The following is a 20972-nucleotide window of genomic DNA, read 5'->3' on the forward strand; positions in this document are numbered from 1 at the left end:
GCTCTCCACGACCAGCCCATCGGATGTTTTGTTGACATGCTTCGTCGCGAGACAACGATCACCAAAAGGTCAGGTCGTTCAGTTTGATGGCAAGCCTATCGGTCATCGCTCGATTCCCTTGAGGCTTTGCTCGAGCCGCACGATCTCGGCCCGCAACGCCGCGATCGTGGCATCGCGATCGCGAATTGCCTCCACTTGCGTACCTCGAGCGGCCTCAGAGGCTGAAAGTGCGTTGCGCAACGGAGCCGCCATCGCAGCTTCCAGCCGCGCACTCGCCTCGACTATGGTCTCGGATGTTTGCTGCGACTCCGGGGAGCAAGCATTGTCTGAAGCCTGCCGAGCCACGGAGGTCAATTCGCCGGCGTTGGTTGGGAAGCCGGAGGACGTGCGCAAATCCCACCAGATTCGAAATATCCGGCGATATAGTTCAGTTACGTCACGTCCCTTATCCACGATTCCAGCTTGTTGCGCATGCCGAAGCTCCTCCTCATAACCGAGCTTTATCATGAGCTCGGCGCCGACCAGATCGGTTACCGTTTGCATTTCTTCGATGCTCAACTGGGCTTGCCACGCGTGGACGGAGCCGCCATCGATGGTCCTTCTTTCCAGGATCTTTCGATCTCCAAAACTGCTGGACAGCAAATAGCCCGCTTGCTCCATAGTCGCCCCAATGCTGATTGGTTCACAGCCGAGGCCAGCAACCAGGCGCTGTATTTCCTGCTCCGGACGTGCCACCAGCAGTTCATACTGCACGACCTGCGTCTGTAGGCGAGCGCGGTGCGCCGCGAGCCGGGGCAGGCCCAGAACCAGGTCGGCGAGCGCCGACGCAATACCGTCGGGTAGACGGAGCATAAGATCAGCGAGAGACGAGACGCTGACGGATCGAGTGTTTTCTGCCTGAAGTGGAATTCCCCATGTCGACTTCAGGGATGCAGCAATGGCGTAGGGATTGCGCATCAGGAGGATTTGCGGAGCGTCCGGATAAAGCGCGTCCAAAAATTCGAGCACCATCCAATAGCGGGGGGTCTTATCTATGATGATGCGCTTGCCCGCGGCAGCCAAATATTGACCGTATGCCGCATCTGCAAAAGCGCGGCTGACCATATTGCGGTCGATACGACCCAGGAATTCGGAGGCCGCGGCTTCAATCAGTGATGACCCAGCCGGATGACCGTGGCGCAACCTGCCAAATGCCTCAAGCGCCAGCATGAGCCAAGGTTCAGGCGGAGCCGCAATATCCGGATGCTGCTGGAGCAAATGCGCCAGCAGCGTCGTCCCGGACCGTGGAAGACCGAGAAGAAAACAGACTGCAGGTGCGCAATTAACATCCCGGCTCATGATACTGCTCCCTCTGCCCCTTGGACAGCGCAAGCGCAGCCCACCCCTTCCCCACCGGAAAGAAATGATGGTGGCCGCGGCATTCTACACAGGCGGACCGCTCGGACCGAGCCATCGTGCACGAAGGATTTCGGCTGCAACTCTTCATCCGGGAGCCATCAAACTCGGATGACCTGGCCGGATGTCAGCAATTTCAGGTCCTGGCCCGGGATCGCCCGATGGCCTACAGAGCTAACGCAGACAGAACGGCGAGTTCAATTCTACGAAGATAAGTAGCCGATATAGAATCGCTTCGAAAAACTATACGAACGTTTATCGCGCAAGTGCTCATCCGCATGGATCTGTTGTCGGGACGACTCGGCCCTCGATGCTGCTTCCAAGATCGCTAGCTAGTCGAACGGAGAGACGGTCGACACGATCGGAGATGCGTGGACGAGGCGCTACGATGCAAGGAACTCACCACGCGGGAGGCCCAGCCGATACATCACCAACAAGCCGGGTGCCGCGAGATATTCGCAAGCATCTCACCTAGGCGGAACGAGATCGCCTTCCGCGTGGATACCCACTCCAGGTCAACGCACGAGGAGCTTGCAGGCACGCTCGATGCTAGTATACGTCGCGAACTCGCCTGCAGGTACAGCTGCCTCCTTCATCGCGTGCCGTTCAGCCCCTTATTCCGTCCAGATCGTACCAAGCATTTGATCCGCTTTCCGCAAGCTGCCATTTACCCACACGCCCAATTCGCGGTAAGAGAACAATCGAGAAGGACATCTTGATTTACAATGCTGTCGGATCCGCCCAGCTCCGCGAAAGCGCGGGGTCGTACCATTGCTGAACATCAGGAGATGGTGCGAAAGTTCTCATGGGAGATCAGATCCATCAACGGATGCCTGGAGGACGTTCGTCAACTGTTGGCGCACGCGCTTGGCATTACCGGGCCGCAGTGGATGGTCTTGGTCGGCTTGGCAGATTTGAAGGCAGAGAATGGTGTTCCCGTTAATGTGGTATCAAAGCTGATACACGCCGACGCTTCATTCGTCACGCTCCAATCAAAGGCACTGGAGAAAAAGGGCCTGGTGCGTCGCAAGTCCTGCACAAGCGATGCTCGGGTTGTGCGGCTGTCGCTGACGGAAACAGCTTACAAGCATCTAGCGAACGTTGCTACGCAACAGAAGGCACTGGATGAGTTCATTTTCGGCGAATTCAGCGCTGCGGAGTTCGCCGAGTTCGCTGGCAAGCTGGCCGCCGTCAGGCGTCGTCTGGAAAAGGCTCGCTTGAAAATCGCCCTGGAGTTCTGAGGACCAGTTGCACGATCCTCAGAAATAACGAGGACAAATGCCGTGTCCGATCTTTCAACTTTCGACGTTTTGTTAAAGCAACGCAGACGACGCTGGCTGTGGTCAGTTTGCACGATCGATGGTGCGCCGATTATGACATGCTCAGGACGGAGCCGATCTGCCGCCAACTATGAAGCCACGCGAGCACTTTTCTTGTTGCTACTCAGTGCACTGTATCGTCCGGGACGTCGAGGGACTTAAACCGAGCAGGAGACCCATCCGCAGCGCTTGCTTTCACCTACACTTCAGGTCCACCGGGCTCTTCGATGAATGGCCGGCTCCGGAATTTGTCTCTTCTTGAGCCTGCGCGACTGACGACGGTTGTTGAGCATTTGCCGCATTACGCCTCGGCCTAGTGTCGCGGAAGGCTGCTATCCCGTCGAGTCGATGCAAGCATCGGCTGAAGATAACAGCCGGTGCATTCGGGTCAGGCGATCACATTGCTCCGCCATTCTGGCACCTTGCCGGATTTCGGGGTCTTCGGAAACCATTGGATCCGCACTTGGCGGTATCAGCAAATCGCCTCAACCTCGAGGATATGGGCCCTCCAGCCTAAGTGGGATTGGCCGTGCAGCACTATTGCGCCGAACCCCGGCGGGAACGTCATACGCCCGCCGCTTGCGTCTCCTGGATGGAATCCGGAAGCCTCTTACTGGCTTACTGGGTACATCGATCTATTTCGTGCGATCCTGAATTTCACGACGAACTCGGCATGGACGGCGAAGCAATGCTCTCATCTCTGCTGCACTGATACGGCCAGCGAAGCCGGCCTCCCCGCCGCCGTGAACCTTAGCATTCCGATTGCCGCGGCGATGCAAATTACTCGGCAGCATGTGAAGAAAACGAAACGCTTGTGAGGAAGCCGATAAGCAAGCTGCTTCGCTCGCAATTCGACCACTCAACAATGTACGGCAGGGGGTCCGCAGGTTTCCAGGATTACCCCGCTCAAACAGAAAATGGTGCGGGACAACGCAGAGGACGAGTGGCGGACAACAACGCAGTCTGCAGTCAGGTCTAAGACACAATCTCCAATCGCTCACAAGGGCGGCTCGCGAGCCGCCCTACTCTGTTCCGCGACACGGAGTTGCTATCGCAGATGTCCGAGTCCAATTCCGAGATTCAAGGCCTTCTGGCGTAGCGCACCGACAGTACGCTTGGTCATCTTTGCTAATTTTGTGACCGGAGTCCGAGCCTTCGAATGGGCCTTGAGCTCCTTGATATCTGCCTTGGTCCACTCGCGCCGCTTAACGCGTTTCTTCTTTGCTTGCTTCACAGTAGATGCTCCTTTCAGAGGAGCGGCTTGTAGCACAACTTTTCCGCAGCGACGACCCATAAAAGACGATCAATCACAGGAACTCGCGCTGCTTTGGCGACCCAAGAGCTAAAGCGATTATCAATGGCAGCTGCGGCGTTGCGTGAATTCGTCAGGTTTCGGCCCGACTTGGCTACGCATTTGCAAACGCAGCAATCCGCGTTTACGGGCTTCAACAGGGCAGCGCTCGCTATTGAGCGAGGACGAATCGCACAACGCCTGAAAATGATCCGACCCCGGAGTTCCCTGTTTCTTTCCTTCATTTTTCCATCGTGTTGGACGCCTTTTTGAGAGATGGGCCCGTCTCATGGAATCACAGGAGCGCACGCTGTAGTTTGGATCACCGCTCACACATACACCATATAACTATGCAGCCTTGCTGTGATATACTTTGTGTGCAGCTACTTAACCGGCACGATTCACACGAGATGCGAGGCATCATAACCATGGCGCAGGACATTTCTGCGAAATGGATACAACTTATGTGCCGCTGAACAAGCGCTTCTCCCCGCCGCGATGACGAAGTAACAGGCGCGGAGACAACACGAGTATCCACGCAGTCGACTACTGGCCCTTCCATGCGGTATCGCCGATTCAACCTTCGCACGGAACATATTCGGCTTCAGCCCCGCCTATTCCGGGCGAGCCGACGAATCCTTTTGCTCATCGGAGCATACCGCGGGCGCCTGGACCGTCTCCTCATCTGATTCCGATCCGCGTTTTGTTTCGTCACCGGATTCCTGACCTTCGTCCACCGTGCAGGGACGGATCCGACTGATACGCGTCCGAAAGATTTCCGCGCGCTCACATCGCGGACATGCACACCATGATGGCGTTCGTCGAGACCCGGAAGTGCGCACTGGCCGGATTGACGCCTTGGGGTAAACGATTGCGGATTTGCGATACGCAACCGATGCACCGCTGTTGATCATGTCATTCACGATGGTATCCACGGCGTTGTCGAGAGCATGATGCCGAAGATCTGAGCACAGTCCGGCGGCGCTGGATATTGTCGATGTGCGGCCCGATCAGATGGAACAGCGCTACGAATAGTCAAGCCCCTCAGCGCGCTTCTTGGAGATTAGTACGAGCCCCCACGAAGCGGGCGCTGCAGATCGACTCGAGCCCATATATCGAGGCCACGACAATTGCGTTGGCGCCGAACGCCAGGTTTGTCCATTGCGCTATAAGACGCCCAGAGCCGATCAGAGCTGACTCCAAAGACCGGCAAGCTCAGCACCCGTGGCGTAAAGTGTTAAGCGATCACTGGCCCACAAGTTGGGCGATGCAGGGGCACAGCCAGGCCGCTCATCTTCGGATCGAACAATGGCTATCGGATCGTATCCCCGAGCACGACGGATTGGCATCAATCCCCAACGTACTGCAGGTGTTGTCCGCCTCACGAGCGAGGGCGTGCAGCGTCGCCTCGTTCGGGCAGTATTTCACGGCACTTGCCGGCTTCTCTCGTTTAAGGCTGGCCGCACATCGGGCCTTGGCGTGGCACAGTCCACATACGCGCTGAAGATCGCGCAACACGTCGCCTTGCGCGGAGGCAAGCGATTCCTCGGAAACGCCGGCACGCGCGAGACGCTTGCTCAAGAGCTCGGGCAAGCTCGGACTTTGCGCCAGCGCTCGAAAATCGGACGTGGAGAGATTAAGCTCCCGCGCGATAAAGTCGATGTCCTGCCGGCTCAAGTAAGCCAATTCTGATTGCTGGGAGAGGCTCGCCCGTAACCTGCGGAGCAGATTTTTGAACAGTCCAGAACCACGAATATGTGCAGGTTGAGTAACCATGCGCGATACTTCTCAAGCTTGCTTTAGCTGCCCGAGCCTGGCTGGTTTTTGACATCCATCAAATAGGACCCCGACTTGCGGGAAGAAACTCCCCGGGTAACGCCCACCGAAATGCATCTGCGGCGACAGCGAGCTAGCTACGTTCCCTGGTGACAAAAACCCGTCTATCGGTGGCGATAGCCCCGCTGGCCAACAAGGATTGGCGACAGAGAAGTCTCCCTAATCTCATGTTCGCGAGCAACTGAAAACCAACGCGTTGTCGCTCTTGAGGGCCCCTCAGCGGCCGCGATCGCATAGCCAGTGATCAGGTTGATGCGAGCCTACACGATGCCGCCGAGACTCGGTTCTTCAGTGCTCATAGCTGTGGCCGCGACCAGTGCCGGAAAGACCATCGACAATCCGCGGTAAGCAATCAATCCGCCAACTGCTTCGCAGCCCACGTCACCACACGTCTCGCCCTGATCTACAGCGAACCAGTGCGATTCTCCTTCGATTCTCTTCCCACCAGAATCCTCACATCATTGCGCATTCGAGATTTTGATCTCGCTCAATCCGATTGCGCACCGGCCTGATAAGGTACCACGCGGGGGGATGAAGGCACGCTTAAAACGCATAGGACACACCATTCATGATACACATTCTCCCGGCGTCGATCGGTCTGATCTTGGTCATTATCATCACATCCGCTCAGATGGCTGCACTGCCCCGGCCGATTCAGCGGAGACATCCAGCTAGCCTCGCCGGCTCGTCGCCGCCGTCCATTCTACGCCGCGTTTGACGTTCGTTGACCTGCAACATGGGTCGGTTGCGTCTTGCCATCGCGGGCGAGACAGGCGATGCGGACCGCACTGCCCGGAAGATTGCTTGATCTTGTCAACCAGCAACGATGAACGGCACCGCGGAGCCGGTCGCCATCTCACTTGGGAACGCATCGAAACGGCGCCCTTTGATCGCGTGTTGGAGATTGCCGTGATCGAGGGGAACATCATTCACCGGCTGGTCTTCCCCTGCCGCCGCAGCTTCGGTGGCTGGATCAAGGTACAGACGGGAGAACGCGTCGCCGTGCAGCCCACCCATTGGCGCGTCTGGTGCGAATAGCATCGGATGTCATCACCGCGGATCGGGACGCATCTGCTGGCTCGACTGCCACCCTTGAAGCCGCAATGCAATCGGCACGATCGCACCAGGCGAGTTCCGAGCACCGCGCTAATTTAGATCGCTCGCCACGGCCTTGAAACACGAGTGGCGCAAGCCAAGGACAATTGAGAGCGGCGAGGTTCGCGGCACAATCCTCAGCTACCCCCGAGCCACCTGCAACTTCTTCATTATCCCGCCAGTGAGAGCTTCACTCGAGAGTGTGCCGACCGCCCCCATTCGAAATTTCGCGGTTGATCGGCTCGATGTACTCGGGCACCACCCTCATCGTGTCTTGGCCGACTTTCTGGTTGCTCTCCTACATTCAGTCGAGGTGGAATCGCTTTCGTCCCAATGCCACGATTTCCCGGTCGCTCGGCCGATCGCACGGCTCAACGTGCACGGTGAGGTCCGGCCGCGCCCTTATCAGAAAGTGCATAAGGTCGGTCTTCTCGGCACCTGGCCCAATGATGAGCAGATCAGTGCAGCCGCCGACAGCTTCGCCGACCCTGATGAAGAATGTGGGATCTTCATGGATGCAGCCAGGGCCGGTCGTATTCGCTTTGTGATGCAGCTGCTGGGATGGCAAACGCGCACGCACGGCCGTTGCGCTGGCGCCTGTCATTCCGACAGAAAATATCTTGGCTATGAAGTGATCGATCCAGATGACTGAGTGCACATGCGTTCGAACTGTCATTCCGCTCATGAACTGGCTCCAATATCCCCTCTCGCGGTTTACTCCCTCAATCGGAGCACTGCCGCCGCAAGCCTTACTGCCGCTGACGCACCGATTGCGGTTCCTGCGGCGACGACGGGACCTGAGCAACGCCGTAGATGTCTAATGCCTCGGCCACATCGTCGACACTCCGTGGCAAACAGCGCGCCCGTGACGACCACACGTCGGCAGCTAGGAATGCGAAGGCTCCGACGAGCTTTCCGGGTCGGCCTCATTGTCCGATCTGTGCTGCGGCAGAATGGCGGTTTGCATGAATCGCGAGCTATCGCGACCAGCAGGCCTGTGTTGACATGCACGAGACGCAGCCAGTCGATCACAACGCCGGAACCCGCAGATTGGGGTGACATTGCGCGTGTAGTGGCTGCGCTCGACCGATTTTGCCACCGTAGAGTTCGCCTGCCCGAGCGATCGCCCATCGCATGGTCTGAATTGACGGCATCGTGGGGCATCGTCCGAGCCGCCACCCATGACGCGCGGGAACGGGTCTCGATTTCTCAGCTCCACCGATTACTAATGCGACAGGCATCATGCCGGTTCTCCTTACTCGGCATCAGAGCATTGCAAGAAATACGCCGCGGCCGAGTTGATCTCGCTCAAACGAAGTCGGCAAACGATTATGCAAAACGTCCAACTGTCCCCGCGAAGGCCAGGGTCTGACGGGCAACGCGTCCTTTCATGTTAGGAGAAGGGCAATGTTCGGAACCATACTGGTCCACATTCCCACGGAACTTCCGGTGCGTCCTGCGCTGAACGGATCGATCTCCCTCGCCGTCAGCACGGGTGCCCATCTCGACGCTACGGCGATCGGATACGAGAGAACGATCATGCCCCTCATTGCGACCGGCGGCGCACCGGTCACCTCGATTTTCGAAGTCGAGCACGACCGGGCGCTGAAGCGAGCTGAGGCGGCGATTCGCGTCTTTGATCGGGAGGCGAGGAACGCCGGCATCTCCTACGCGACCCGCGCGGTCAGTGCGGTCCCATCCGAGGCGCGCGCGCTCCTCTGCGCGAGCGCGCGCGTCCACGACGTGACTATCGTCACACAGCCGCGGAGCGACCACGACAGCTATGATAACGTTATGCCAAGCGAGATCCTTTTTAGGGCCGGAGGTCCAGTCCTGTTCATGCCTTACGCCTTTCATAGCCCTTTTTCAGCCAAGCGAATCGGGATTTGCTGGGACAGCAGCCGGCTGGCAGCCCGCGCGGTGCACGATGCTATGCCGCTGCTGCGCAAAGCCGATGCTCTCACCATCATCATGGTCACCGGCCGCGGCACTGTCTCGCCCGAAAGCTCCTGCGACCATCTGGTAACGCATCTGGCAAGGCTGGGCCTCGCGGCGAAGGTCACCTCGGTCCTCCCGGTGCGCCGGTCGAAGCTCCAATCGATCCTCTCGCGCGCAATGGACGATATCTTCGATCTCATAGTGATGAGCGCGTGCAGCTCCTCCTGGCTGCACGGAAAGCTCCTCGGCCGTATGAGGCGCGATCTGCTTCGGTCAATGACCGTCCCGACCTTACTGTCGCACTGAGCGAGGGATCATCCATGCGATTTTCCGCCATTTCCTCCTGCATGCTCCCAGCGCCAGCCAGATATGAGTCATCACGATCGAGGGCATCTGAAGCTAATGGCCGATGAGCGTCGGCGAACCAAATCAGCGACGCCGTCGATCCGACGGGACGTACTCAGGTTTCCTCTTCGTCACGAGCGATTGATCGAGACCCATCGATCAGATGCTGCGATGCTGCCATGCGGACCCAGGCGACGGGTCCTTTCCCAGATCAGCTCATCCAAGCAGCGTGTTGCATTAAGGAACGTTCGCTTGATTGGCAAGTCGACGGTTTTCCTGCTGCACCGCAATTGGCCTGAGCTGATCTGCGCGCGACGGAACGGCTGGTGAACTGCGGCCTCCTCTTTGCGATTTAGGCTGGCAGCGCCCGGTGGATCCCGGCTCGGATCGGGCTTGATCCAGCGCAATTGGGCACAATCGCTTTCAGCTTACATTGTCTAAGTCGAAGGTTCTTGCCTGGGAGCACTACAATGATCGTCGATCGTTTGCGTCGAGAGCATCGCAATATCGACCTGCTCCTCAACGCGCTTCAGCGCGAACTGGATATTTTTGAACGTGGGGATCGTCCCGACTATGAAGTTATTCGCGCGATTATCAGCTACTTCGAAGTCTACCCGGAACTGTACCATCACCCGCAGGAAGATTTGATCTTCGCCAAACTGAAGATCCGTGATCCGGATGCGGCTGCAAGCCTCGGAGACATCACATGTGAGCATCACGAAGGCGCTGATCGTTTGCATCATCTCGCTGAAGCGATCGATGGCGTTCTCGCAGATCGAGAGATCCTTCGGCAAGATGTCGGCAACATTGTGCGCAATTTTATAATGCACGAGCGACATCACATGACGTGGGAAGAACGGGATCTCTTTCCCACCGCCCTCAAGGTGCTATCAGCTGAGGATTGGGCGGACGCTGCTTCCGCCCTCAACGATCATGGAGATCCGCTATTTAGTGAGGATGCCGAAGCGATTTCCGACGCGCTAAGAGCGCACATTCTGGAACTCGCGCAAGAGGCTGAAGCCGAACGACGCTCGGCCGCGCTTTCATCCGCGATGGCGGTGGTCGCACGCGGCGGCACCGAGGCAAACGGGCCGTTGCCTTGACGGCGGGTCATCTTCGGCGATGTCAAGTAACTGCAAACCGGCGACTTCGGCGATTGTCGCAGAATGTGCATATTCGGGTCCCGCGCCGGACCACATCACACCAAGCCGGATGGGCATCGTTGCCTATAACCACACTGCATGCGCGAAGGCGCCTCCAAGTTCCTCACGACATGCCCGTTTATCGCCGGTTGGCAAACCTCGGCTGGATGGCGTGTCAAGACAGACGCCCACGACGTCGGCGAACGGACGAAGAGCGATCCCGGCGGATCGAGACGGCCTGCCTTGAACCGCTGTCACTTGCGGCTCGAAGCGATCCGACGCAGGCAACGGACAGGCCTCACCGAACATGCTGGGGGCGCGAACGGCTTTGGCCACTCTGCGCGATGACAGGCGCGAATGGGCCGCCACGAGAACTGCGGTACCTTGGTAGCACGCGCATATCGCTCGTACCTTGTCAGTTCATCCGCGAACTCATCTATGCGCCGTGTGGTCATCGCCTAGCCGATCCCGACTTGAGGATGGTTGCATGGGCACGCCGGGCAATTTTTTTGAGCAAGCGCAATGATCGTCTGCCGCAAGTCCGATAGTCGCGCCGGAGAGAAAGAAAGGAAACCGAATGCGACCGGATCTGGCAAACTCCTACGGGCAGGACCGGCTACCGCGCTACACCAGCTATCCCACAGCTCCGCATTTCTCGTCGTCGATCAGGGAATCAGACTACCGCGTATGGCTCAAGTCGCTGCGGAGCCGGCAGTCGGCATCGATCTACCTGCACGTGCCCTTCTGTCGCTCGATGTGCCGGTACTGCGGGTGCCACACGTCTGTCATGAAGCGGAGCGAACCGATCGCGACCTATGCGGCAGGGCTGCGCACTGAGGCCCACCTCGTCGCAGAAGCCATCGGTCAGCAACTGTCGATCTCTCATGTCCATTTCGGGGGTGGCACTCCGACGATCATGATGCCCGAAACCTTCGCTGATCTCGTCGGCGCGCTACGCTATTCGTTCCTTGTGTTGCCTGGTGCCGAGATCGCGGTCGAGATCGATCCGCGGACGTTGACAGAGCCGATGGCGGAGGCGCTGGGCTATTGCGGGGTCAATCGAGCGAGCCTTGGCGTCCAGAGCTTCGATCCTTTGGTGCAGCGCGCCATCAATCGCCGGCAGAGCTTCGAACAGACCGCAATTTCGGTCGAGTGGCTGCGCCGTGCCGGCGTGAACCGGATCAATTTCGACCTGTTATATGGCCTTCCCGTGCAGACCGTCGCATCGTGCCGGAACACCGTAGCCAGGTGCCTCGAGCTGCGGCCGGCTCGATTTTCGGTTTTTGGCTATGGTCATGTTCCATCGTTCAAGAAACATCAGCGCAAGATCGACGAAGCCTCTTTGCCTGACAGCGTCGCACGGCACCTCCAAGCCGAGACAATCGCGGAAGTTCTGGTCGATGCCGGGTACGTACGCATTGGCCTCGATCACTTTGCCCTCCCGGACGACAAGCTGGCTCTGGCGAGGCGGCAAGGCACGCTGAGGAGGAACTTCCAGGGCTATACGGACGATTCAGCGGACGCTCTCATCGGTCTCGGCGCCAGTGCGATCGGTCGCCTGCCCCACGGATTTGTCCAGAACACCGTCGCGATACGCGAGTATCTCGCTCGTATCATCGACGATCGGCTCCCAACCGCCAAGGGTTACCTGCTCTCGAAGGACGATCGCTTGCGCGCCGAGATCATCGAAAGGATCATGTGCGACATGTCCGTCGATCTTTCTCAAATACTTCGCCTTCATGGCCAGGATCCGGAATCGGCCATCATCGACCGTTCTCGGCTCGACAGGCTTGTCGCGGACGGCGTCGTGATCATGGACGGTGACCGCCTTACCGTCAGCGACGGTGCACAGTTCCTTGTCAGAAGCGTCGCCTCGGCGTTCGACGCTCATCTTCCTCGTTCGGAAGCTCCCCACACTCGGGCGGTTTAACTCGACTCGCCACCGTCCTGTCCAGAAGGACGACCGTCTCCAGACAGTCGCTGAAAGAGGCGCTCGGCGCACAAATTGATCGCACATCCAGCAGACCACTTCGTTCCGGCGCAGGACAATCGTATCTGTCGCAGAAGCAAGTGCCTGGCTCCTGCAGAGCCCACCCCGTTAAGGGGACCTTCGCGCTTCACTCACTCATTTCAAAGCAGATTCTGGACGAGCTCATGGTCCCCGGACGCACTTAAGGTGCGTCGAGCAACTCAACAAGCCTGTCAGCAAAAGAGCTCCGATTGCACCGATCCAGGCACGGTCAGCCATGTCGACGCCCGCTGGTCGAGCGCACCGCGCCGCCAAAGAACGGTTTACGTCGCAAACCTTCGTATATGTTCCCAAACCCATTCTATATTGGCCGCATACCGCCGCGCAATTGAGCCACGTCTCAACTGCGTCTAGCCTACCGACTATCGGACCAGCGATTTTCCGGCGCCAAGCGGTCGTACAGTCGAGCTCGCTGATCCAATGTCCAATGCAGTCAAGTCGGTTGAACGATGAAGGCAACCTCCTTGGTGGATCTGACGCGAATGCTCTGCTCGTTCACTGTCACATTTTGTCCGGATGACAATGGGCCGGCTCGTGACGTGTCGTCGGCGTTCCCAACGACGCGACAGCCATCCAAGGTTACGCGAAGGAGACACAGACTCCATTACCGACTTTGTTGCACGCAAAGGCCGGGTTGACTTTCACGGGACGTTGTCCAAGTCGGCCAGACTGATCCGAGCCCGATTTCGCTCGGCCATCGGGTTTTTCGCGACCACAGTTTACGGCGAATGCCCTCGCCGTAGTCGAGCCGTCGGTAGCCCTCCCTCTACCGATGGAAGTTGGCGCGATGTGTAACAGCGTCGCTCCTCCCGGGCTCACTTCCGCCCGGCCGCCGAACAGCGGCCGGGCGTTTTTTTGCGAACGCGCCGAAATTCACGAGGTCGCGGTTCCGGAGCAGAGGGAGCCACTTCTTTATCGGAATAAATCCCTTGAACCTCACGTTGCGTCAGGGCGTAGGACTCATACGCGCGCTTTTTCAAAGCAGGACGCCGGATGGGGATGCAACGCAAGCCGAATAACAGACATGGTGCCATCAAGCGGCCCGATGGGAAGGCCGAATTGAACGTGTTTACTAGCGGATCGGTCAAATGCACACGGTTGTTGTGATGAAGCACTGCGTTGTCATCACGACGTTGCTCGCTGTCACCGCAGCTCCGGTTTGCGCGGCGAAACTCAGCGGTCCGGCGCGCGTCATCGACGGCAATACGATCGAGATCGAGCAAACCAAAATTCGGATCTCGGGCATCGACGCGCCGGAAACAGATCAGATTTGCCTCGACGTCCATGGCCAGAAATGGGCCTGCGGCATAAAGGCCCGCGATGAACTTATCAAGCATTCGAATGGCCAACTCTGGGACTGTCATACCACAGGTGTCGACCAGTACGGCAGGTCGCTCGGCAACTGCTTCATCGCAGGCGAAGACGTGAGCGCTTGGATGGTACGGTCGGGCTGGGCACTTTCATTGGGGCGATATACCCATAGCTACGATATTTATGAAGTTGTGGCGAGCAATGCCTATGCAGGCCTGTGGTCGGGGGCGTTCATCGCGCCTTGGGACTGGCGTCACCGCAACAAAGCGACGATCATCGTCGGCGCGAGCTCGGTACCAACCAACGCTCAGGAACTGCTGCTCGGACCCGATTTGCTGTCGGACCCGCCCTCACCCGAATGCCTGATAAAGGGCACCGTGGACGGCAAGGGCAAGCGCGTTTATCACTTGCCCGGACAACTCAGTTACGGACAAATCAACATGACGAAGAAACCGGATGAGCGCTGGCTCTGCAGCGAAGCGGAGGCCGAGGCCACTGGTTGGCGCAAAGCCGCGCGATAAGATGACCCATATGCGTGCAGACCTCTCCCCAAATATGTCTCGTCCGATCGCGATCGCCCCTTCTCGTCGTTCCCTGATGCTGCTCGCAGCTTCGGCTGTCGGCTTGCTGCTTGGCAACAGCATTGTTGATGCGAAGGACGTAAAGGCGCCGCCAAAGCCGGATAACTTGCTTTCGCCGGACGCAGCCCTAAAGCGGCTCATGGAAGGTAATGCCCGCTTTGTCCAGGGCGTATCGCGCCGCAACGATTTCAAGCACGAGCGCGAAGTATTGGTCGATGGGCAAAATCCCTATGCGGCGGTTCTGAGCTGCGCCGACTCTCGTATAGCACCTGAACTTGCCTTCGACAGCGGACTTGGCGATCTGTTCGTCTGCCGCCTCGCCGGCAATTTCGCCAACGACGACACCGTCGCCAGTATGGAATATGCGGTGGCCGTGCTGCATACGCCGCTGATCTTCGTACTCGGTCATGACCGTTGCGGCGCCGTCGACGCCGCGATCAACTCGCTCAAGGACAACAAGCCACCGCCGGGGCATATTTCGTCCCTCGTCACCGCTCTGAGGCCCGCGGTAGAGGCATCTCGCCACCAAAGCGGCGATGTGTTCGCCAATGCGATCCGGCAAAACGTGATCGATAACGTCAACAGGCTCAAAACGGCAACCCCCATCCTGAACGCGGCAGTTGATCAGAACAAGCTGAAGGTCTTAGGCGGCCTCTATCGGCTCGACACCGGCAGGGTCGATATGCTGAACTGACGCGGACATCGGACGTTGCTTCGCGCGACTGCGAACGACCACACTCAAAGATCACCCGCGCCACGCACAACGACCATTTGATTTGGCGCAGTGTTGCAGCCACATGAACAGATCTTTGACCCTCTTGCGGCGAAGACAGGAGATATTCGAGTTCCGAGTTTTCGATCGAGGAGCCCTCGCCCGTTGCGGGCCTTACAAAATTGGGTGTGGCGATAGGCTCTTCTCGCCACAACCTAGGCCAACGCGCCGAACGTGGGCTGCGTCACACTTACAGTACAGCTTCAGGAGTAAGCTTTGATATGCGTGGGCTCTTAATCCTCCTCGTACTCTTGGTAGTGATGTTGGCAACGCGGGGCCAGTACCAAGATAGATTCGCGCCACGGCCGACGGCGTCAATACCTGCCGTCAATGCGCCCTAGCCAACAGAGTTGATTGGAGCGGCAGATTGCGCCGAGGCACGTTGGATTTGACCGGCCGCCGAATATCGAGTGCACTCCAACCCGGCAGGACAGACCCGGCGCGGAGACCGCTTCGTTCATAACGTCATGAATGGCGCCGGATCAGTCCGGCGGGCCGGCCCTCAACTGTTACCGTATGAAGAACTAATCAGCATCATCGACCCGAGTCTGAGCACCACCTTCCATCGGAACATCCATTCAGCGACGTGGTTGAATTCATCCTCGCAGATCGACCAATCATAGCCCATCGACGCGGACGGGTGGGTGAGCTCGATACCATTGTCCCCATGGAGTTTCTTGCCGACGCGAGACAATCTGGCAAATATTCTCGTGGCTCATCTGCCGTTGCCGTCGATACAAATCATCCTGCTCAGGATCAAGCGGTCAGCCTGGACTGAAGACCAGATAGAGCAGGATTACGACCACGACAGCTGCCCAGCCCACCGACGTGAGGAAGATTGATGCTCGCGTTGGCATTCGGATAGGCTCTCCCGCATCAGGCAAACGAAGGGACCGCCGACGCCAAAAGCGGTCTGGTCCACCTCGCGCCATGACTTTGGACCCGTCATAAGCTCGGAACTTCCGCGGGTGTGAAGTAAAAACAGCTTGCGATCGAGTGGAATAGTTACGACGTTGCGAAAGCGACACACCCGGCGTACGATACGGACGGATCCACGAGCGCATTCTGCACGATTGCCGTCATCCCTCTGCCGGTCCGGTTCAGCAACCGCTCATGGTCCAGTCCTATCGGGACGCTCCGTTAACTCCGGTAGCGACGTTCACGTGTCCGCTGGGTTTTGTCGCCAGTTCTGGGGTCTGCGCGCTCCGACGCGGGGTCCGATGCGGATCAGTGAGAGGGGACGTGCAGAAACGCCATTTCCTTCGGTTTTCTATCGACGTCGCTGCTGTTTACCAGCCCAGGCCTCCCATAAGGCGTCGATCGCACCGTGCCCACGGGACAACATTGGTGCGCAACGCATGGCTTCATCATTGAGCTGCCTCGTCACGGGTATCTCGTCGCCATTGGATGAGCTGTTGGACGTATGGAAGGATGTGTCGCTCTGGCGGCAGCGCCATGATCACGATCAGCGGATTCACCGCGCGTCACCCCACGTCTCTTCGACCAAGGCATCAACCATATCGGATACATCGTCTTGTCCGACGTTAAGCGTCAGGGAGATTCGCAACCGGGCCGTTCCCACGGGCACGGTTGGCGGCCGTATTCCACGGATGTCAAAGCCGCGCGACTGCAGCGCAGAGGCTAGCCGCATCGCGCGCGCGTTGTCGCCCACAACGTAAGGAATGATCTGTGAGTTCGAGGTGGTCGGGCGGCCGCACAAAGCGAGTTCCCGGTGCGTGAACTCCATCAGATCGACCAATTTTTTCTGCCGCTCAGGCTCCTCCTGCAGGATCAACAGTGCTTCCCGCACGGCGACCGCCATCAGGGGTGACGGCGCGGTGGCGAACATGAATGGTCGGCAGTGATTGATCATAAAGTCACGCAGTACACCGGAGGCGGTGACAAGCGCGCCCGCTGCGCCAAGCGCCTTCCCACAGGTGTGGATCACCACGAGATTTTCTCGCCCTTCATAGGGCTCGGTGAGCCCTCGCCCCTGCTTGCCGTAAACGCCTGTGGCATGAGCCTCGTCCACCACCAGGAACGCCTCGTGTCGTTCGGCGATTGCCATCAGATCCTTCAGCGGCGCAAAATCGCCGTCCATGCTGTACAGGCTTTCCACCACGATCCAGACGCGCCCCATTCCGCCCTTGGCGCGCCAATGGCCAATCGTGTCTTCGACCGACTGGGGCTCGTTATGGCCGCTTATCTGGCACTTGGCTCGACCGGCTCGCGCGCCTTCATGGATACTGGCATGCACGAGCGAATCGATAACAAGTAGGTCGCCTTGCTGCGGCAGCGTTGTCAGAACAGCAAAATTGGCGATGTAACCGCCGCCGAAGAAAAGGGCTGATTCGGCTCTGAAGAACTGCGCCGCTTCAGCTTCAAGAGCTTCGTGCTCTTCACAATTGCCGCGCAGGAGCCGCGATCCACCTGCGCCAATTGGCGTGCCGGCCCCAAGCGCGGCGAACAGAGCCTCTTTCATGCGCGGCGCGCTCGCCAGTGCCAGATAATCATTCGATGCAAAATCGAGTCCTGTGCGCGGCTTCAGCCCGCGCAGCCGGTCATCGTCCTTCAGGGACTCCAAGGCCGTGACATAGCGGTTAAGCTTGCCGATGTAGGTTGGGTTCATTGCTCACTCCGCCCGATGCCATCATCGCGATGACGGCCTCATGGCCGCAAAACGACAGATGAAAGATCCACAATTGTCTCCGTCAACCGGCACAACTCAGGGCCCTGCACGTTTCGCTCTCTCGCGCGTTCACCTCTCTGCGGATGCCGCAACTCGTGTATCCACCATTCGGGTCTGATTGGAATCATTGGGCACACCTTGATTACATCGATGACAGGGTGCGCTTCGCTTCGATATTGGTCGGTTTCTGCGTGTTTGTTGATCAGGTATCCTGTCGCTTTGAGCACCGCGATGGATCGAATCCTGATAGTGCAGATCGGCTTCTGTCACGCGACGAACTTGCAAGAAGATCCAATGCGCGCCGTCCCAAAACGCGCAGCGCCTGCACGTCATCGGTCATGAACTGACGTCCGGCGACGAGGACGCGTGCCCGGATGCGTCAGGGTTTGGGTCGTCGCGAGCAAGCGTGCCGGTGCGGTCGGATCGAGGCGCTCAGCGGCAGCGTCGCTCATCGGCATACGATTGGCTTCGTTGCGTAAGGCGGATCGGCAAGCAGGGCGAACATGCCGAGGCAACCATCGACACGCTCGCCCATGCCGTGCCGCCCCCGCCGCGTACCTCAATGCCAGCGCCATGCAGAGACGTCCGCACCCTCGATCGTTCGCACCTTAAAGGGCCTTTCCCGAATGCCGCCGAGAGGACGAGAACCAGAGAATAGCGCGGGCAATTCCGCACTCCGCGTCGTGTTGTTGGCATATTGCGCTTCGCTATGCGCGCGCAAACTTCGTTCAGAACGGACAAATGCGCCCGCACTTAGCGGTCGTGACCTAATCGCATCATAAACGTACGATACGTACTATATCTTTCCTAACGCGACCGCCCACTTCGTCGTCTCGAACCACCAACCGCCATCCCGCGTGTTGCGCCAGGCCGGAGCGGCGTTGCGAAGCCGTCGATCTCAAGATAGTTATCTGACCGATCTGCGACAGAAGCTCCCTCACCCATGATTCGTCACATCGTCTTGTTTGCTGCCAAGGATGAGGCTCGGCTTGATCAGCTCATCGAAGGCTTGGCGGTACTCACCACAATCCCGCATGCACGCCGCATCGAGATTGCTCACAATCGCAAGACCGACCAGTTCGACAACGATATCGACGTCGTGGTCTATGCGGAGTTCAACAACGAGACGGAGCTCGCGGCCTACAAAGCGCACGGCCTGTACCAGCAGGCGATCAGGCTGGTAAGGCCGTTTCGGGAGCTGCGGTTCGCGGCCGACTACAATGTATCCACAGATGCGCGCTACGCGGCGATAGGAGGAATGATTCAACTTTGCCGACGCACCGCGCCTACACGCGAGCGACCACCCGACAATTGACGTCAAGGACTTACGGGATCCCGGCGAGCGGCGCTCTCGCTTTGGGATGGGACTCACAATGGAAGCGCCTCGGTCGCCAGTGATTTTCGTGACAAATCGTTCAACGCACATCCGAGAATTGCAATGGATCGCGCCTGTCACCGCAATGCGCTGCCTGGCGCACCGACCGCATCTGACGTTTCTCGATAGCGCAGCGATGCATACCTTGCTCGGACGTTACTCTTATCTGAGCTGCGAACCATTCAGCACTTACGTGGTCGAGAACGGCCAGGCAAGTTACGATGGAGAGCCCCTGGATGGCGACCCATGGGAAGTGCTTCGCAGCCTTCTCGCCAAGTATCCGCAGGAGCACGATCCCGATCTGCCGCCGTTTCAAGGAGGCGCAGCCGGCTTTCTTGCCTACGATCTCAACCGGACACTGGAGCGATTGCCGGCGCCGGCGATTGCCGGTCAGCATTTGCCCCAATCGATCCTGCACTTCTATGACGTGGTCGTCAGCTTCGATCACCGCGACAAGAGATGCTGGATCGTCTCGACCGGATGGCCAGAGCAGGATCCCGCGCGACGAGCCGAACGTGCGCGCCGTCGAGCCGATGAGTTCGCTGCATTGCTGGCCAGGCCACGGTCGCCGCGAATTGTGCTCCCTGGCACAGCGGGCGCATGGCGTTCGAACTTCAGCCGCGCGAGATACATTGCGGCAGTACAGCGCGTTATCGAATTGATCCTGGCTGGTGACTTGTTTCAAGCGAATATCGCGCAACGTTTCAGCGCCAGGGTGTCGCGTCTATTCGACCCACTTACTTTCTATTCCCAGCTACGTTCGTTGAACCCGGCGCCTTTTGCAGCTCTGCTGCGTTACGGCAAGCTGACCATCGCATCGAGCTCGCCGGAGCGTTTTCTCAAGCTTGACGGACGACAGGTCGAAACGCGCCCCATCAAGGGCACGTGTGCGCGGTCTACGGATTGTGTAGAGGACCGGCGCCGCGCCGAACTGCTTCTCGCGTCCGAAAAGGACCGCGCGGAAAATATTATGATTGTCGATCTTCTGCGTAACGACTTGTCACGTGTCTGCCTTCCGCACTCAGTAGACGTTCCGGCGCTGTGCAACCTCGAATCCTACGCTTCAGTACACCATCTCGTGTCCGTCGTTACGGGTGAGCTGGCAGACAATCAGGATGCAGTCGCCCTGCTTCGGGCCTGCTTTCCCGGCGGCTCCGTGACCGGGGCGCCGAAGGTGCGCTCAATGGAAATCATCTCCGAAATCGAGCAAGTGGCACGAGAGGTCTATTGCGGGGCAATCGGCTTCATCGGCTTCAATGGGCAGATGGACACGAACATTGCGATTCGAACTGTCACGATCGACGATGGTCTGGCCGTGTTTCACGCAGGTGGCGGGATAACTGCGATGTCGGATCCAGAGGCCGAATACGAGGAGACGCTCGCCAAGGCGCAGCGGATATTTGACGCGTTTCGTGCTGAAACGTCCGCCACATTGTGACTGTCATCATCGATAATCGTCTTGCTGGGTCCTTAAACCTTCCCTGGAGCAATTCGGTTGCACGCAACATCAGCCAGAACACAGGCAAGAGGACCGGCAGATGGACAGATGCTCAAATAAGGCACCGCATCACTAAGGCATCGGCCGCGACGGCCACCATCTCAAGCCTCCGACGGGAGTCCACTCTCGCTCCACGACAAATCCCCGACGTCGATTCCGCTTCGGACGCCGTTTGTTGAGACCCAGGACCGGGGGTTGGTTGTTGCTTACGCCGGGCGGGTCTATCCCGGCGCCAAGATCTTCGAACGCGACGAACTCTCGCATGAGCGATGGCAATCGTGGCCCATAACCGCGAGGGTGCGCCTCCTGCCCGCGCCGTTCGAATGCGGATGCCCCTAAAGCGCGATGAGATTGGG

Annotated in this window: 13 protein-coding genes; 9 read left to right on the plus strand and 4 right to left on the minus strand. The window is 58.5% G+C overall.

Annotation, left to right across the window (positions count from 1 at the left end):
• Nucleotides 1-102: 102 nt before the first annotated feature.
• Complete coding sequence (locus MTX23_RS25765) at nucleotides 103-1338, minus strand: sulfotransferase (protein ID WP_280973011.1); 1236 nt, start codon at nucleotides 1336-1338, stop codon at nucleotides 103-105.
• 782 nt (nucleotides 1339-2120) lie between these two features.
• Here MTX23_RS25765 and MTX23_RS25770 point away from each other — a divergent pair.
• Complete coding sequence (locus tag MTX23_RS25770) at nucleotides 2121-2636, plus strand: MarR family transcriptional regulator (protein WP_280973012.1); 516 nt, start codon at nucleotides 2121-2123, stop codon at nucleotides 2634-2636.
• Nucleotides 2637-5295: 2659 nt separating this feature from the next.
• Here the strand turns inward: MTX23_RS25770 and MTX23_RS25775 are convergent.
• Complete coding sequence (locus tag MTX23_RS25775) at nucleotides 5296-5781, minus strand: hypothetical protein (protein WP_280973015.1); 486 nt, start codon at nucleotides 5779-5781, stop codon at nucleotides 5296-5298.
• Nucleotides 5782-6654: 873 nt separating this feature from the next.
• Nucleotides 6655-6858, minus strand: a complete 204-nt coding sequence (locus tag MTX23_RS25780; protein ID WP_280973016.1) for a hypothetical protein — start codon at nucleotides 6856-6858, stop codon at nucleotides 6655-6657.
• Nucleotides 6859-7210: 352 nt separating this feature from the next.
• Between MTX23_RS25780 and MTX23_RS25785 the strand changes: the two genes are divergently transcribed.
• The 6 genes from MTX23_RS25785 (at nucleotide 7211) to MTX23_RS25810 (ending at nucleotide 14976) form a co-directional block, all read left to right on the plus strand.
• A complete protein-coding gene (locus MTX23_RS25785; protein WP_280973017.1) occupies nucleotides 7211-7588 on the plus strand; it encodes a hypothetical protein in 378 nt (125 codons plus the stop codon).
• A 755-nt stretch (nucleotides 7589-8343) separates the two neighbouring features.
• Nucleotides 8344-9180 (plus strand): universal stress protein, encoded by an 837-nt coding sequence (locus MTX23_RS25790; protein ID WP_280973018.1) that lies wholly within the window; start codon nucleotides 8344-8346, stop codon nucleotides 9178-9180.
• A gap of 509 nt (nucleotides 9181-9689) precedes the next feature.
• A complete protein-coding gene (locus MTX23_RS25795) occupies nucleotides 9690-10322 on the plus strand; it encodes a hemerythrin domain-containing protein (protein WP_280973019.1) in 633 nt (210 codons plus the stop codon).
• A gap of 616 nt (nucleotides 10323-10938) precedes the next feature.
• Complete coding sequence (hemN, locus tag MTX23_RS25800) at nucleotides 10939-12291, plus strand: oxygen-independent coproporphyrinogen III oxidase (protein WP_280973020.1); 1353 nt, start codon at nucleotides 10939-10941, stop codon at nucleotides 12289-12291.
• A 1187-nt stretch (nucleotides 12292-13478) separates the two neighbouring features.
• Nucleotides 13479-14222 (plus strand): thermonuclease family protein, encoded by a 744-nt coding sequence (locus tag MTX23_RS25805; protein ID WP_280973021.1) that lies wholly within the window; start codon nucleotides 13479-13481, stop codon nucleotides 14220-14222.
• Nucleotides 14223-14232: 10 nt separating this feature from the next.
• On the plus strand, nucleotides 14233-14976 hold the full coding sequence (locus tag MTX23_RS25810) for a carbonic anhydrase (RefSeq protein ID WP_280973022.1): 744 nt from the start codon (nucleotides 14233-14235) through the stop codon (nucleotides 14974-14976).
• Between the two features lie 1552 nt (nucleotides 14977-16528).
• Here MTX23_RS25810 and MTX23_RS25815 read toward each other — a convergent pair.
• On the minus strand, nucleotides 16529-17683 hold the full coding sequence (locus MTX23_RS25815) for an 8-amino-7-oxononanoate synthase (protein ID WP_280973023.1): 1155 nt from the start codon (nucleotides 17681-17683) through the stop codon (nucleotides 16529-16531).
• A gap of 1003 nt (nucleotides 17684-18686) precedes the next feature.
• On the opposite strand from MTX23_RS25815, the gene MTX23_RS25820 reads away from it, so the two are divergent.
• Nucleotides 18687-19058, plus strand: a complete 372-nt coding sequence (locus MTX23_RS25820; protein ID WP_280973025.1) for a Dabb family protein — start codon at nucleotides 18687-18689, stop codon at nucleotides 19056-19058.
• A gap of 88 nt (nucleotides 19059-19146) precedes the next feature.
• A complete protein-coding gene (gene pabB, locus MTX23_RS25825; RefSeq protein WP_280978192.1) occupies nucleotides 19147-20556 on the plus strand; it encodes an aminodeoxychorismate synthase component I in 1410 nt (469 codons plus the stop codon).
• The last annotated feature ends 416 nt before the right edge of the window (nucleotides 20557-20972 follow it).

Source organism: Bradyrhizobium sp. ISRA436, assembly GCF_029910015.1.
Classification (GTDB): domain Bacteria; phylum Pseudomonadota; class Alphaproteobacteria; order Rhizobiales; family Xanthobacteraceae; genus Bradyrhizobium.

Excerpts from the sequence above, each read along its gene's own strand:
- MTX23_RS25765 (WP_280973011.1), bottom strand. The coding sequence starts at position 1,338 with ATGAGCCGGGATGTTAATTGCGCACCTGCAGTCTGTTTTCTTCTCGGT.
- MTX23_RS25770 (WP_280973012.1), top strand. The coding sequence starts at position 2,121 with ATGCTGTCGGATCCGCCCAGCTCCGCGAAAGCGCGGGGTCGTACCATT.
- MTX23_RS25775 (WP_280973015.1), bottom strand. The coding sequence starts at position 5,781 with ATGGTTACTCAACCTGCACATATTCGTGGTTCTGGACTGTTCAAAAAT.
- MTX23_RS25780 (WP_280973016.1), bottom strand. The coding sequence starts at position 6,858 with ATGGGTGGGCTGCACGGCGACGCGTTCTCCCGTCTGTACCTTGATCCA.
- MTX23_RS25790 (WP_280973018.1), top strand. The coding sequence starts at position 8,344 with ATGTTCGGAACCATACTGGTCCACATTCCCACGGAACTTCCGGTGCGT.
- MTX23_RS25795 (WP_280973019.1), top strand. The coding sequence starts at position 9,690 with ATGATCGTCGATCGTTTGCGTCGAGAGCATCGCAATATCGACCTGCTC.
- hemN (WP_280973020.1), top strand. The coding sequence starts at position 10,939 with ATGCGACCGGATCTGGCAAACTCCTACGGGCAGGACCGGCTACCGCGC.
- MTX23_RS25805 (WP_280973021.1), top strand. The coding sequence starts at position 13,479 with ATGCACACGGTTGTTGTGATGAAGCACTGCGTTGTCATCACGACGTTG.
- MTX23_RS25810 (WP_280973022.1), top strand. The coding sequence starts at position 14,233 with ATGCGTGCAGACCTCTCCCCAAATATGTCTCGTCCGATCGCGATCGCC.
- MTX23_RS25815 (WP_280973023.1), bottom strand. The coding sequence starts at position 17,683 with ATGAACCCAACCTACATCGGCAAGCTTAACCGCTATGTCACGGCCTTG.
- MTX23_RS25820 (WP_280973025.1), top strand. The coding sequence starts at position 18,687 with ATGATTCGTCACATCGTCTTGTTTGCTGCCAAGGATGAGGCTCGGCTT.